Source organism: Legionella sp. PATHC039 (assembly GCF_026191275.1).
GTDB classification, from domain to species: domain Bacteria; phylum Pseudomonadota; class Gammaproteobacteria; order Legionellales; family Legionellaceae; genus Legionella; species Legionella pneumophila.
This window is the reverse complement of the sequence record NZ_JAPHOP010000002.1, coordinates 19,532-33,660: the sequence shown is the minus strand read 5'-3', so window position 1 is coordinate 33,660 and position 14,129 is coordinate 19,532. Positions and strand designations below refer to the sequence as shown.

Sequence of the window (14,129 nt, the reverse complement as noted above, 5' to 3'; positions counted from 1 at the left end):
GATGAGGCAAAGGGATTTTTCTTTGCCTCTAAAAAATTCCTTTACCTTTTTATTTCCATCATTTTTTCGGTTAACGTCCACAACGCACGATTTAATTTCACATTTTGATCAATGGCTTTTACTTCTCTCGTTTTTGTTCGAGTGGTGTAACCGTATTTATTTAAACGATGGCCACGGATCCCTCCTTTAATTAAATTTTCTTGTAGGACATTAAACACCGTAAACAAATCATTATCTTTTTGATCCACATAACGCCTTGGTTGCAATAAACGCTCAGGAGCAACGATCATTGCGCCCTCATCATCAGAAAATTTTAGAGAATGGGCAGCTTCGGCAAAAATCATCTTTTCAGTATCGTTTAAATGAATTGAAGCCATATCATCTGATACATCGAGCATCTTGTTCGCGGTTTCAATCACCTTATAAGTACCTTCAATAACGTTCCCAACAACATCTCCCTGATGTTTAATTCTAATTTCGTCATAGGATTGTCCCGCAATCATTCCATTACCACACACAACCCGAAAAAGACCCGCCATTAGGCGATAAGAAGACAGGCCATCATGAGAATTGATAAGAACAAGTTCTGGATAAAGTCCCTGATTATTTTGAATGACATCATGGCGTTGAAAACGGAGCATGTGTTTTGCAAATGCTTTCGATTCTTGACTCAGGCTTTTGGTCTGAGTTGCCCAAGTTGGAAAAAATCCTTCTGACATTAATTTTTCAATGATTTGCTCTGTTGAGATGGGTGAGTACTGATCACTTGTTTTGTGGGAACTTTCTTGTGTGAATATGGAAGGGGCTAATTTAAATAGTTTTTCTTTTGATAAAATGGGTAACATTATGTTTTCTCCTATGTTTTTACTATTGTTCTCAAGGAACAAATACAGTATCTCAAAAAAGCGCGTAATCGTCAACAATTATTATAAAATATATTTATAAAAATTATTTACCAAAAATGTTGATATTTATTGCTGCCCTTGTTATATTGTTCTTGTCCTAATGACACATAGTAAAAACATAGGAGAACACAATGACTATTCCAGAAATTATCCAGCAACAATTGCTGCACACGAATAAAGCGATCGTTTGGTCTTGGGGCGTATCTAAATGGCATGAACTATCATCTAATGCACTTGCAATAAGAGTTCATGCGCGTTATTTAGATGGTTTTGTCTGTATCGAGTTGGATGAGGCGCAAGACTTATACAATATTTCCTTTTACCTTAACAAAGACTTTTCAGACATGCTAGTGTGGCCAGTGATACCCTATAAACCGATAAAAGGAGTCTATTGCGATCAACTGGTTGAATTCATTGATAACAGAATAGAAAGAATACCCGATTATAAATACTGACTATTGCCCTACTCCCTACCGTAGGGAGTAGGCCATTAACAGGAGTAGATTCATGAAAAAACTATCGTTTGCCGTTAAAGCAAACATGAATAAACCACCTAGAGTTCACGTGCAATCAGCCGATAAAAAAACAACCTATGGCTCATTTCAAGCAAATAACTGCGATGAATTCGATAGCTGGGACAAATTAAGCCAGGACGAAGCCATTGAACTAAAGCACTACATGAATAATCTTGTGGCTATTGAGCATTATTTTTCCACAAAGGCTCTGTCCGAACAAAAAGATTTTAGGATCCGATTACCAGGTAGTTTTATTGATGCTATTGATGAGCTCAGCAGGTTATGCTTTGAAGAACACATCGACTTGAATGTTTATGATGCCATGATAAGTGCCGCTATTGGGCAACTTAAAATAAAGACAGCAAGCCTTCCTGATGAAAAAAAACAGCAAGCGCTTACACTGCTTAATCAACTAGGATTATCTGAAAATGTAAAAACAGATGTTTCCTTGAAAATACAGGCGATATTTTCTGAATTATTATCCATTCATAACAAATCAGAAAAACTGCACCAAAAAGCCAGAACGCTTTTCAATAAAGATAAAAGTATTGCGCCAAAAACCATTGAAGAAATCGCAAAAGGTGAATTATCAACCTCTAAATGGTTAGTAGCTTGTGCTGTAGAGATTTTACTGGAGGAAAAACCAGATATAGTGCAAAAAATATTAACTGATGACGATATCTTGTTTTTGTGGGCAAATCCATTACTAAAAAATCATAGACCGCTCAAGGAACTGCTCGATAAACTAGAATCTTTGAATAACTCGGAAACGTTAAGCAATAAACTAAAATCCATGGATTAAGTTTAGTTAAATACTTTCCAAATTATCACATTTATGCTATAAATTATTATGAAAATAAAATTTTACCAAAAACAATCGGGCAAAAACCCCGTGGCGGAATTTCTAAATGATTTGCCGTCCGATGAGATAGCGCGACTTGCTGGTTGTTTAAAGAGTATTGAAGAGCTAGGGTTTGACAGCCCAAGGGTACAATTCAGGCAAATAAAAGGCTCGCTTTGGGAAATTAAAATTAAAACATCGCGCAGTGGTTATCGGTTTTTTTATGTGTGCATTCAAAAAGAAATCATCGTTCTTTTACATGCCTATAAAAAACAATCACAAAAAGCGCCAAAGCAAGAAATTGAACTGGCTGAAAAACGAATGATGGAGGTATACGAGAATGAAAGCACTTACCTTAAATGAATTTATTGACGATAAAATCAATCAAGATGAAGAATTTGCCAAGCACTATGAGCGTGAGCAAATTATTAATAATATAGCAGTAATGATTGTAAATGCCCGTAAAAAGCGACATATGACACAATCTGAATTGGCTAATAAAATTGGAACCAAACAATCGGTTATTTCTCGCCTTGAAAGTGGCAATAGTTCATTTATTCCCTCATTAGAGACCCTGGTGAAGGTTGCTGATGCGCTGAACATGCACTTAAAATTGCAATTACAGGCCTAATTACTCTTTGGCCAATATGGATTAACAGTAAACTTTAAAGGACATTAAATGGCATTAGATTTTTCCAAATTGGGTACGGGACAAACTGTTGATACTGTTTTAAAACCGAGAGAAATTTTTAATGCGTTACCCAATAAAAAATCAAACAAATTCCATTATCCCCGCGATGTGCAATCTCAAGTATGGAGCAAGTGGTTTGACCGAAAAGAGGAACGAAACCTGGTCATAAAAATGAATACAGGCGGCGGTAAAACAGTGGTTGGCCTTTTAATTTTAAAAAGTTGCTTGAATGAGAAGAAAGGACCTGTAGTTTACATTGTTCCAGATAATTTTTTAGTAGAGCAAGTTTTATCCGAAGCAAAAGATCTTGGATTAAATGCAGTCGATGACCCTGAAAATGAGAGTTTTTTAAAAGGGAAAGCAATTTTAGTAACTAATATATATAAATTAATTAACGGAAAATCAGTATTTGGTGTTGGGGATGAAGGAACTAAAATACCCATTAAAACGATCCTTATTGATGATGCCCATGCATGCGTAAATACAGTCGAAGAACAATTCACTTTGAATGTATCATCCTCTAACCCGGCACATAAAAAAATATTTAGTATTTTTGAAGAGGCAATGAAAAGGCAGTCGGAAGCAAAATATTTGGAGATTAAATCAGGGGATCCTTTTGCCTACATCTTAATCCCATATTGGAACTGGCAAGAAAATCTTAGTAATGTAATGCAGGTTTTAATTGAAAACAAAAATCATGAAGAAATAAAATTTAAATGGGCATTAATAAAAGAAAATTTAGAGCGATGTAGTTGCGTGATTAGTAAGCATGACATTGAAATTACAAGTAATTGTATTCCAATTGATGTGATTCCGTCTCTGAGTAATGCATCAAGAAAAATATTTATGACCGCCACATTATCGGACGATAGCGTCTTAACGACTCATTTTGGTGTAAGCCCCCAATATCTTAATACCCCCATCACTCCAGATTCAGCGGGGGATGTAGGTGACAGATTAATCTTATTACCACAAGCTCTTAACACCAATATGTTCGATAGTGATGTTAAAGCATTATGTTTGGAATTATCCAAAGAATATAACGTGGTAGTTATTGTCCCCTCTAACAAGCGAGTGGAGTTTTGGGAGGATGCAGCGGATCTCATTTTAAATAAAGACAGTATGCTTCATGGAATTGAACAACTTAAAACGACTCATATTGGCTTAACGATTTTAGTTAACAAATATGATGGGATTGATTTACCCGAAAATGCTTGCCGATTATTAGTTATAGATGGATTACCAGCAGCCCGAAATAATATTGATAAAATTCGCCAGAGTGAGCTTGCAGGTAGTTCGAACAGAGTAAATCAAATAGTTCATAAAGTGGAACAGGGGATGGGGAGAGGAATTAGATCTAATGATGATTATTGCGTCATTTTTCTTATGGGGAAAGATCTTACTTCTCAGCTTTATACGAGCGAAACTTTAGAACTATTTTCACCCGCGACAAAGGCTCAATTAGAATTATCAGAGCAAATAGCAGACCAAATAAAAGATAAGGGAGCTGATGAGATTAAAACTGTCATAAACTACAGTCTAAAAAGGGATCCTCAATGGGTTAAGTTAAGCAGAGGTATTATGGCAGACTTAAATTATTCCAATCAAAATAAAACTGACCCAATAAAAATAGCTTTAAGAGAGGCTTACGATTTAGATCGCTCTGGGAAACCACAAGAAGCAGCAAATAGAATTTTGAATGAAATCAATAGGTCAACTGAAGATCCTTTATTAAGAGGCGTGTTAAAACAATACATGTCGGAATATATAAACAAGTACGATAAGGTGGAATCGCAAAAAACTCAGCTATCCGCTATATCTGATAATTTAAGAGTTCTTAAACCAATCGAAGGCATCTGTTATAGGCCACTACAAAATCATACCGGATCACAAGCAATACAATGTTCTAACTATTTAAAAGAAAAATTTAAAGATGGAAACAAACTTATTATCTATGCAGAGGGAGTATTTTCAAAACTTGTATTTAGTGAAGGCACTGCAAATATATTTGAGGATGCTTTTAAAGAGTTAGCATACCTACTTGGCTTTATAGGCCAACGCCCCGAAAATGATTATGGAAAAGGACCAGATAATCTCTGGCTGTTGGATGATTTAAAATTTTTAGTTATTGAATGTAAAAATGGTGCAACCACTGATCTTATTTGTAAACACGATTGTAATCAGCTGAATGGTTCTGAAATTTGGTTTAATAACAATTATGGCAATGGTGCTAAATGTGTACCTATTATGATTCATTTATCTGCTTGTTTTGAGTATGCGTGTTCTCCAAGTAAAAATATAAAAATAATAAATAAGAGCTTGTTAGAAAAGTTAGTTAATAACGCTCGTCAATTTATAAAATCTATAGCCTCTGATAATAAGTTTGAAGACAGTCAAACTGTCAAACAACGTCTTAATCAATACAAGTTAGAGGCTGATGATATTACAGCCAACTACACAACTCATTTTAAAACAAAAAAAACCTGAACACTTTAAATATATAATGGGAAACAACTAAAAAACAGTATTTCATCAATAGTAAAAGGAATACTTCTTTAGCATTATTTTAATAGCTTTTGAGCTAGTTGAACGCACGTCTAAACAAAGGATAAGCATGGGGACTGTACTTAATTTAATTGTTGATTCGATACAAGAAGGTTTTTTACACCCATCAAGATTTATAAAAAAAATCAAAAGTCACTCTCAGCTACAAATGTTATTAAAAACACCTCCCCAAACGGCTAACGCGGATCAAATAATTCATTGGAACAGGTGGGATAGTTTTTATTTTGATAAAAAATACACCATGAATCTAAGGGAAAGATACTACTCAACACAACAATATATCCCAGAATTAGAATATATTGTCACAGTTAACGAAACAGAAAATTGGTGGTGTGATATTCGCGATATTGATTGCCTTGGCGCATCAAAATCAGATCTGAGCCTGTTTAAAACCCTTGATGATTTCGCAACAACAGTTAACCATAATTTAATCGCCGACATATCAGAACAAAATTTAAATAAAAATTTGCAGTGGGAGGGCGGACGAATATTCAATAATCCTTCATTTTATTGCTATGCATGGGATAACAACCGCATTCATTTATGTAATAGTGGGGGATCTCATCATTTTTCAGCAGCTCGATATCTTGCCTTAAAATTAAATAAAAAGTTTCCTGTTTGCGGTAGACTATATACAGTTCATTTAGACTCACAGTCCGTATTTTCTTTATTAAACCAATTTGATCTTTTTTCTGTAAATAGTAAAGACTGGTTCTTTATTAGTGAAGAATGTGAACATTTTGGTGCTCCAGTTGGATTTTACCCTGCTCCACGACCATTTTATGACCAAACAATTATTTTCCTTCCCCGTAATAATAAACGCTCAATGAGGATCTCGAAACTATTTAAACAAATTCAGCTATTTGATTTTAGCCTTTTCTTATTAAAGTCTCTAAAAAAGCAAGAGCATTGATGGCCAATGCCGAGCCATTACACACAATTTCAAAACTGGCTTTCTGATATCACAAGGGTACACACTTTAGTGATAGGCAGAAAACAAGAGGGTTACATCTATCATATGATTTAAATATTTACTTTTGATAGATGACTTCCAAAGCATCTGGATTTAATTGATAAAAACAGATTGCACGTTCCTGTTTCAAGTTCAATCAACACCAAGGACAACATATAATATACAAAAGAGGATTTGTTCAGTACCAGAAAGATGGAATTTTGGGACATTATTGTTTAATTAAATTGCAACTCAATATCCCAAATATAATCTCTATAGGTTGAAAAGAAAAATATTTCTAAAAGCTATTTAAATAGCTTTTAGAACCCATTCCGGCAATGGTGCATTATAATCCAGGGTAGAGACTCTCCATACTCCCAAACCTCACTATTATAATTTCCAGTTGAGCCAAAATCAAAATTAGGGGCTAACTGTTTTATGTACATATAGGCTAATAGACCTGTGTCTCTTCCTTCAACCCAATCCGCGCATAGAAATTATTGCCTTTAAAAAATCGCTCATGCTCAATCCAATCTTGAGAGTTTTTGTCAATTGGCCAGCAAAGTGTGTGTATTTGATACTTTTTATAACGATTTTTTCCTTTGAATAGGTCATTTAAAAAGTTTTTAAGCCCTTGGCTTCTAAAATAAGTATGCCCCTCATCACCATAATGTTTAAAAAATAGCTCGGAAAATCGCTCTATAGGGCTTTTTTCGATAACAAAAAAATATGGCCAAAGGGAGAGGGTTAAGAATCAAATAGCGTTTAATATCAGGCCTTTTTAGCAGCAAATTATTATTGTAATATATTTTTAAGCGTCGAAAATTGAGAAAGCTGTGGATAGAATAACTTAGGGTAATTAATCCACCTACGATATATAGCGTTATCAAAAACTCTTTTACACTCACATCCATTGCTTACACCATAATTCCTAAATCAAAAATCTTTAAATGAGGACTTTTAACGATCGGTTAATTATAACATTCTTATGGGGAATTGGCGTGTACGGTGATTCAGGCAGTTACGTTGCACATTCTGTTTAAATTACATTAATGACAATCAATCGTATTTGATTTTGAGCGCAATCGGGTTATAATATAATTAACCATACCTGCCACGCCTCTTAATAATGCGGACCAGGGCGGGTTATTTACTTTATGCATTCAAAAATGGTTTTTAATAAACCACCTCTTTCCATACCAGAACAAATACATCACTTACGGCAAAAAGGGCTATTGTTGGATAATGAACAAGAAGCTAGCCAGTATTTGACGACCATTGGTTACTATCGTTTGATGATTTATTTTAAGCCTTTTCTCATTAGCTCTGCGACAAACACTAGCCAATTTAAACCTAACACGCGATTTTCGGATCTTTTAAATTTGTATGCCTTTGATAGAGAGCTACGCTTATTAGTTATCGATGCCCTAGAGAGAATAGAAGTCGCTTTTCGTACCGCTATATCAAATGCCATGAGTTTGAAATATGGCGCACATTGGTATCTAAACATGGATTTATTTTCTTCGACTGAGCAATATCAGATGTTTTTGGAGGAGGTTAAATCACATCTGAAACGTTCACACGAAGACTTTATTAAAACGTATTCTTTTTAAGATTCTCACCGAGGATGATGTGTTTATGTTATGGGCTAAACAATTGCTCGATCAAGGGCATAATCCTAAGAAGATAATACATAAAATAGATGCACTCAATAAAAATGAGCTAATTAATAAGATTAAATGTTATAAAAAATAATATGATAAAATGGTAACCATTTGCATAGATAGTTTTTACAAGAGAGGTATTGTGTTCTTAACATTTGCTAACGGTTGTATCATTGTTCTGGGGCTTGTGCTTACGTGGTGCATTCTATTTTCTATTTTCGATGAAAAATCATCGCGGCGTTTGGGTATAAAGCTAGGGATCTTGGTGCTGTTTTTGTCTCCATTCATTGCTAAATTGAGCTATGATTTCTATGCAACTGCTTCACGGCAATTGTTTCTTATGGGTGCCAATGGCGAAATTCAATTAGCGTATTCACCATTAAAAGTGCCAAAGACCCAAAATAACCATTATTGCGATCGCTTTACAGACAGCAAAGGTAATTTATTAAACCGCTCTACAATAGGTGATAAGCATCTATTTTGTGGTGTTTTTTGGAATATGGGGGAACATGATGTGGTGTTTTTGCCTTATAAACTTTTAGGCAATAATAAAGCCATCTATTGGGCTTCACCAGAACTAAAAATTATCGGCCCAATGCCGCCTGATCTCCTTTTAATAAAAAGCAAAGCAAAAAATACCAATTCGACTTCATCAGAAAAACCCAATAGAATTTATGTTGAAGGAGGGAAAACAGCGCACATTATAGTAACAAAACAATTTGAGCTTCCATCTGATAAGGCTCACAAGGAAAAAACAATTTCCCCTGGGACAGTGTTATCAGGAGTTACTCTAAAGACTTTCGACGTCTCAGAAAAACTAAGCCAAGCACGTTTTAAATTATTCATTGGAAATACATTATGTATCGCCTCGTCAGATACACATATTAGGCCTGATTACGATACAGCAATGCTATAGCTAGCATCATCAGCCTAAATTGTTCTAATGATGAGGAACATGCGATTCCTATAGAAGCAATAGCAACCGTTTCTGGAAGAACACTATATCCTAAAGAATAAGCGGTGAGCTAAAGCACGCTCACACCGTGATCAAAAAAAAGGAACTATTATAATGCGCATAAATCTAAAAACACCAATACACTACTTCTCTTTTTTACTGTTAGTTCTGTCCTATTTGTCGCTTTCTTTTGAAACCGCTTTAAAATCAGGGGTATTTTCCTCTTATGGCGATTTATTTACCCCAATAACTCATATTTTTTACTGGCCAAGGTTTGCTTTGCTTCTAGCGCCTGCGCTTGTTTTGATTATTCTTTCTTCTGTTAAAATGAAGAATCATGAGCTTATTTTAAAAGGGTTTTTCCTTTTTGCATCACCAATTATTGTAAGTAATAATATCAGTTTATTTTCATCCCCTAATGTAATTCCCATTTTAAATCAGCCACAACACTTCATACAGCTTTATTATTATGCTTCATGGTGCAAATCAATAACTTGGATGGGGATTATTATATTAGGTTTGATTTGGACTTTTCAAAAAGAACTAAAGCCCGTAGGAGCACAAGCCCATTAAGATATAGTGCATTCATTACCATTGCTATGGAGCGGGGGGATTATTTATTGCTTAACAAGTAATCCAGTTTGCATTGATAAAATCAAAATAACAATAAGAGGTATGTACAATTAAAACGTGGAATCCATTTATTTACAAAAGCAAAGTATATCAACTCGATCATCTAAACGAATTGCGTTGGGAATTTGTTCAACAGGAAGCTACAAATAAGCCTGAAATTCGATATGCGTTTGTCATTGAATTTGGTTTGCATTGCTTTACTCGTGGACTGAATACTCATATAAAGGAGACATGGCAAAATATTGATCCCGAATTAATCTACTCAGACTCCAGAGAGCAGCGTATTTTTTGTTTTTCTCGCTATACTGGGTTGAATTACATATCTGGGGCAAAAGCGAATTAGAGTTTCTATATCACACAAATAAGTGTTAATTATAATCAAACCGGTTGCGTGTCACACTAATTTTATTGATTCTCCCCTGGATTTTTTGTCACTCACTGAATGTCATAAATTATGAGATAAACTCAAGCCTGGCATGGTATCTATTGGATCTCAGTTCGCTTTTGCCCCAGATATGTAATCCAACTCATATTTGTGATAATTGTCACTATCTCCGGCAGTAAACTAGCTAATAACAGATTTCCGCAGCGGTGTTGCGGAAATCTGTTAAAGTAAAATGCGAAACTGTCAGCATTGCTGACAGAATTATTTTGGTACACCTCCTGATTAATCTTCTTTCGACATTAGTCTTTTATATTTGGCAGATTGATGTCGTTCAAGGAGATCAATATCATTATATCGATCGGTAATAGCACTGGAACTATGACCAGCATCATCTCGTACGTGCGCAACAGGCCGCCCACGCATATTAATATCATCGGAAATACCTGTATGGCGCAACCAATGTACTGTTGCTGACTCAAAACTATCAGCCTCTATTGAAAAGCCGGTGCTTCTTAAATTTTGTATGGTGTTATCAAAGCAGTCTTGAACCAAGCGACGAATGTGTCTTGAACTAGTCATTGCTCCTTTACCTTTTTCTTTAGGTAATAGAGGGCTTTGATCATTCATTGAAGGAAGTGGGGTTAACTGCATACTGACACGATATCGCTTGAGTGCTGCAAGCATGTCATCAGGTACGGCAATATCTCGCATTTTGTTACCTTTTCCTACCGTCTTAAACCACCAACATCCTTGGCTATCTTGATAAAAATGTCGCATTTCTGGAGTCCAACGATCACTGGCACATAGCTCAGAGATACGTAAGTACAATAAATAAAGCGCAGAAATAATAAACAATGTCCGTTCATGTCTATCGGGCGCATTATTTGCCATATTTTTAACTGTATCAAGACAAGTTCGCCATTGTTTTTCACTCAAGCGCATCACTTGTGCTTGATGTTGAGTTTTTTGGATATACTTGCTTTTTTGTTTGATCAAAGTAATCGGGTTAATGGATACTTTTTCCTCTAAGGCCAAGTAATTATAAAAACTGCTCAGCACCGTAAAAATTTCACGAATTGCTTTTTGTGATAATTGATAGTTTTGCTTATTGGGCCTCAGTCCATTTTTATGATCAATTTTACTTACAGTGGCTACAAATGGGCGCCACTCATGGTTGGGAATGCGTTCGCCGTTATGCGTAATGAATCGTGCTACTTTTTTAAATCCAATCCATGATTTTGGTGGATTGAAACAAAATTGCATGTAATTTTCAATGTCTTGCCGTTTCAAATCCAGTAATGATTTTTTCTCAATTAGCCAGGCCCATTGAATTAATCGTTCTACTTCTCGACGATATGATTCAAATGTGGCATTATTGTTATCATATTGTTTTAAAAAGTCGAGACAAAAAATTAGGTCATATGGCGCAAAAGATGGTGGCATAAATGCTTGCCAATTTTTTTCTTTAAGCTGTTGGCAAGTGTCTATTAATGGTTGTGGTATAGGAATACTTGCCATGGTCACACTCTAATTTAAAATAAATAGATCATTTGGTCTTATGCGTACTACCATCAATATTATCTTCACTGAATTCTGCTTCAAGTTCTGCAATGCTTGGCAGGTTTGATTTTAAGTTTTCAGGAATTGCCTTTGTAAGTTGATATTCAGAAACGCCTATTGGTTTTTCTATGCCTTTTAGAGCATACTCAGCAATGACTTTGCTTCTTGATTTGCAAAGCAATAAACCTATGCTAGGGTTATCGTGTTCCGTTTTAAGATACTGATCAACCAAGTTGAGATAAAAATTTAATTGTCCAGCATGTTCTGGTTTGAAGCGAACTGCCTTCCATTCTATAACAATAAATGCCCTAAGTTTTAAATGATAAAAGAGCATATCTAGGAAATAAGTTTCGCCATCAATTTCCATCGGATATTGACTACCAACAAATGAGAAACCCTTGCCCAGCTCTAATAAAAACTTGGTAATATGTGCAATGGAAGCATGCTCAATTTCGCGCTCAAGTGCATCATCATGAAGACCTAAAAAATCAAAATTATATGGACTTTTAAGTACTTCTTGCGCAAGTGATGATTGTGCCGCTGGTAATCGGTGTATAAAATTAGATGCTTTACTAGAGGATAAAGCTTGAGATTGATATAAATTTTGATTAATATTTTTTTCAAGTGTTGAGCGTGACCAACCATTTTCAATGGTTTGACTTACATACCAATCACGCATGATAGCATCATTAACTCTTTGTATTAAAACAACAATATGTCCCCAAGGTAAATCCCGCACAGCTTGTGCGCGAATTTCATTTAAATCAGGATATTCCTCGGCAAGACGTTTCATTCGTCGGATGTTTGCTACTGAATAACCCCGGGTTTCAGGAAATAAATTCTGTAGATCTCGAGATAATGTTTCAATAAAGCCCGTTCCCCAAGATTTTTGCTTCTGTTTCTCAATTATTTGTTTGCCAATGTACCAATAGTGGTTGATAACTTCTTGATTTACGGCCAGTGCTGCACGGAATTGTGAGGATTTTATTTGAGTTTTAAGCGCACTTAAAAATGACTTATAATCATGATCGAGATGAAAAGTTATTTCTTTTGACATACTTGGTTCCTTTGTTGGATTGACTAATCGATTTCAATTCAATTTGTCTTCCAAGCACAAAATTTTTGCTCACTGTCCTGTCGTGAGCGAAAATTATACGACTACGATAACTTAATTTCAAAAACTTTCTGCAACGGGCGTTGCAAAAAGTTTAATTGCCAAATTAGATATCAATAATACTTAATTTTCAAATAATTGCAAACAGTCCAATAGTATAAACTATTGGACTTATAAAAACTATCGATGCTGTTTTTGTATAGATCCCATTACCCCCAATTAAACTTTTGTGAGAATACTCTAATTGGCGTAGCGCTCCAGAACTTGCGCCCTGATGCAAAAATTTAAAATATCAGACTGGGAAGTCTCCAATAACATCATTATATTTATCTTGTGCATCAGCTAAGCTTAATTTTGAATAAATTTCTAACGAATCTCTTTTCGCATGTTCGGAGTAAGGTTGGATAAAAGCATCATCAATATTTTTTTTTCTTAAGCCAAGTAAACAAAAAGTGTCTTAATTTATGTAATTTTAACGGCTACCCAATTATATTGTTGTTTGTCATATACTTATCAAGATTAGATAAAAGTAGATAAAAAATAAAAAGCAGGATTGAAGTGTATGTACGTTAATTGGATCAAATAGATCATTAAACATACATGGTCGATTGAAACGAACGCCAAGGTATATCAGTATTTAATTTGAGAAATATCTTACAAAAAAATAAGCAAACAAATCAATTTATTTTATTAATATAAAGCTACAATGTAATTGTTTGGCGCAGCTGGATTGTTGACAGGATGTTGAAACACTAGCGAGATCAAGGATGATCTCAATTCAATGGCAATCACAGCTGCGCACAGGCACAACTATGACTTCTATGTATACAGGACGTCCCTTGGTTAGCTCACTACAGAATTTAATTCCACGCACAACAAAAAAGACCCAGAATTCAGCTTAACTTTTAATAATGAGATTACAGCTCTTTACCCAACTAACTCTTTAGCCCTATCCCAAATATGCATCAACTCATTAAGGGATAGACCCTCAAGGTTAATCAATTCACGTTCCTCAGCAATCAGTTTAACCGCTCGTAATCGTCTTTCAAATTTAGTCAGCGTTTGTCCAAGTGTTACTCTTGGGCTTAACTTACAAAAAATACACAGCGAAAACACTGCGTGGAGTAAATCACCAATCTCTTCTTGCAAAGCAGTTTGATTTTCTTTAGAACTATCATGATTCAAGTGCTCCTTGATTTCATCACACTCACTGTGAATTTGATTCATGATTTGGTCTGCACTTTGCCACTTGAACCCAAATTGGGAGGCTTCTTCTTCCAGAGCGCTAATTTTATCTAAAAGTTCCATGTTCAACCTAAAAGAGATTTGACTAATATTCTTAGAAGTAC

General features: G+C 35.1%; 14 protein-coding genes. 10 read left to right on the top strand and 4 right to left on the bottom strand.

What is annotated here, in order from left to right; all coding sequences use genetic code 11:
- Positions 1 to 41 precede the first annotated feature (41 nt).
- Positions 42 to 845: a DUF932 domain-containing protein gene (locus OQI99_RS15395; RefSeq protein ID WP_021460509.1), complete on the bottom strand. Its 804-nt coding sequence runs from the start codon at positions 843 to 845 to the stop codon at positions 42 to 44.
- Between the two features lie 191 nt (positions 846 to 1,036).
- Here OQI99_RS15395 and OQI99_RS15390 point away from each other — a divergent pair, with 191 nt between their 5' ends.
- From OQI99_RS15390 to OQI99_RS15345, 10 genes are all read left to right on the top strand, one after another.
- Positions 1,037 to 1,360 carry a hypothetical protein gene (locus tag OQI99_RS15390; RefSeq protein WP_021460510.1) on the top strand — a complete coding sequence of 108 codons (324 nt, stop codon included), beginning with the start codon at positions 1,037 to 1,039 and terminating at the stop codon, positions 1,358 to 1,360.
- Between the two features lie 52 nt (positions 1,361 to 1,412).
- Positions 1,413 to 2,222, top strand: coding sequence for a hypothetical protein (locus OQI99_RS15385; RefSeq protein WP_021460511.1), 810 nt, complete (start codon positions 1,413 to 1,415; stop codon positions 2,220 to 2,222).
- Between the two features lie 48 nt (positions 2,223 to 2,270).
- Positions 2,271 to 2,624, top strand: coding sequence for a type II toxin-antitoxin system RelE/ParE family toxin (locus OQI99_RS15380; RefSeq protein WP_021460512.1), 354 nt, complete (start codon positions 2,271 to 2,273; stop codon positions 2,622 to 2,624).
- Positions 2,602 to 2,892, top strand: coding sequence for a helix-turn-helix domain-containing protein (locus tag OQI99_RS15375; protein ID WP_021460513.1), 291 nt, complete (start codon positions 2,602 to 2,604; stop codon positions 2,890 to 2,892). Before OQI99_RS15380 ends, OQI99_RS15375 begins: the two co-directional genes overlap by 23 nt.
- Positions 2,893 to 2,940: 48 nt before the next feature.
- Complete coding sequence (locus OQI99_RS15370) at positions 2,941 to 5,439, top strand: helicase C-terminal domain-containing protein (protein WP_025520167.1); 2,499 nt, start codon at positions 2,941 to 2,943, stop codon at positions 5,437 to 5,439.
- Between the two features lie 127 nt (positions 5,440 to 5,566).
- Positions 5,567 to 6,430 (top strand): DUF6685 family protein, encoded by an 864-nt coding sequence (locus OQI99_RS15365; RefSeq protein ID WP_021582677.1) that lies wholly within the window; start codon positions 5,567 to 5,569, stop codon positions 6,428 to 6,430.
- Positions 6,431 to 7,638: 1,208 nt separating this feature from the next.
- Positions 7,639 to 8,082 carry an Abi family protein gene (locus OQI99_RS15360; protein ID WP_162262800.1) on the top strand — a complete coding sequence of 148 codons (444 nt, stop codon included), beginning with the start codon at positions 7,639 to 7,641 and terminating at the stop codon, positions 8,080 to 8,082.
- A gap of 193 nt (positions 8,083 to 8,275) precedes the next feature.
- Positions 8,276 to 9,049: a hypothetical protein gene (locus tag OQI99_RS15355; RefSeq protein WP_230305092.1), complete on the top strand. Its 774-nt coding sequence runs from the start codon at positions 8,276 to 8,278 to the stop codon at positions 9,047 to 9,049.
- Between the two features lie 153 nt (positions 9,050 to 9,202).
- On the top strand, positions 9,203 to 9,661 hold the full coding sequence (locus OQI99_RS15350; RefSeq protein WP_058393154.1) for a hypothetical protein: 459 nt from the start codon (positions 9,203 to 9,205) through the stop codon (positions 9,659 to 9,661).
- Between the two features lie 172 nt (positions 9,662 to 9,833).
- On the top strand, positions 9,834 to 10,064 hold the full coding sequence (locus OQI99_RS15345; RefSeq protein WP_021460645.1) for a hypothetical protein: 231 nt from the start codon (positions 9,834 to 9,836) through the stop codon (positions 10,062 to 10,064).
- A gap of 324 nt (positions 10,065 to 10,388) precedes the next feature.
- On the opposite strand, the gene OQI99_RS15340 is transcribed toward OQI99_RS15345, so the two are convergent.
- The 3 genes from OQI99_RS15340 to OQI99_RS15330 form a co-directional block, all read right to left on the bottom strand.
- Positions 10,389 to 11,624, bottom strand: a complete 1,236-nt coding sequence (locus OQI99_RS15340; RefSeq protein ID WP_021460644.1) for a tyrosine-type recombinase/integrase — start codon at positions 11,622 to 11,624, stop codon at positions 10,389 to 10,391.
- Positions 11,625 to 11,652: 28 nt separating this feature from the next.
- Positions 11,653 to 12,723 carry a PDDEXK nuclease domain-containing protein gene (locus OQI99_RS15335; protein WP_021460643.1) on the bottom strand — a complete coding sequence of 357 codons (1,071 nt, stop codon included), beginning with the start codon at positions 12,721 to 12,723 and terminating at the stop codon, positions 11,653 to 11,655.
- A 984-nt stretch (positions 12,724 to 13,707) separates the two neighbouring features.
- Entirely contained in the window at positions 13,708 to 14,088 is a 381-nt protein-coding gene (locus tag OQI99_RS15330; RefSeq protein WP_021460642.1) for a MazG nucleotide pyrophosphohydrolase domain-containing protein, read from the bottom strand.
- Positions 14,089 to 14,129 lie beyond the last annotated feature (41 nt).

Bases quoted from the DNA above. Each gene is read 5' to 3' on its own strand.
- OQI99_RS15370 (WP_025520167.1), top strand. From the start codon at position 2,941: ATGGCATTAGATTTTTCCAAATTGGGTACGGGACAAACTGTTGATACT.
- OQI99_RS15390 (WP_021460510.1), top strand. From the start codon at position 1,037: ATGACTATTCCAGAAATTATCCAGCAACAATTGCTGCACACGAATAAA.
- OQI99_RS15375 (WP_021460513.1), top strand. From the start codon at position 2,602: ATGAAAGCACTTACCTTAAATGAATTTATTGACGATAAAATCAATCAA.
- OQI99_RS15365 (WP_021582677.1), top strand. From the start codon at position 5,567: ATGGGGACTGTACTTAATTTAATTGTTGATTCGATACAAGAAGGTTTT.
- OQI99_RS15385 (WP_021460511.1), top strand. From the start codon at position 1,413: ATGAAAAAACTATCGTTTGCCGTTAAAGCAAACATGAATAAACCACCT.
- OQI99_RS15360 (WP_162262800.1), top strand. From the start codon at position 7,639: ATGGTTTTTAATAAACCACCTCTTTCCATACCAGAACAAATACATCAC.
- OQI99_RS15350 (WP_058393154.1), top strand. From the start codon at position 9,203: ATGCGCATAAATCTAAAAACACCAATACACTACTTCTCTTTTTTACTG.
- OQI99_RS15330 (WP_021460642.1), bottom strand. From the start codon at position 14,088: ATGGAACTTTTAGATAAAATTAGCGCTCTGGAAGAAGAAGCCTCCCAA.
- OQI99_RS15380 (WP_021460512.1), top strand. From the start codon at position 2,271: ATGAAAATAAAATTTTACCAAAAACAATCGGGCAAAAACCCCGTGGCG.
- OQI99_RS15340 (WP_021460644.1), bottom strand. From the start codon at position 11,624: ATGGCAAGTATTCCTATACCACAACCATTAATAGACACTTGCCAACAG.
- OQI99_RS15395 (WP_021460509.1), bottom strand. From the start codon at position 845: ATGTTACCCATTTTATCAAAAGAAAAACTATTTAAATTAGCCCCTTCC.
- OQI99_RS15335 (WP_021460643.1), bottom strand. From the start codon at position 12,723: ATGTCAAAAGAAATAACTTTTCATCTCGATCATGATTATAAGTCATTT.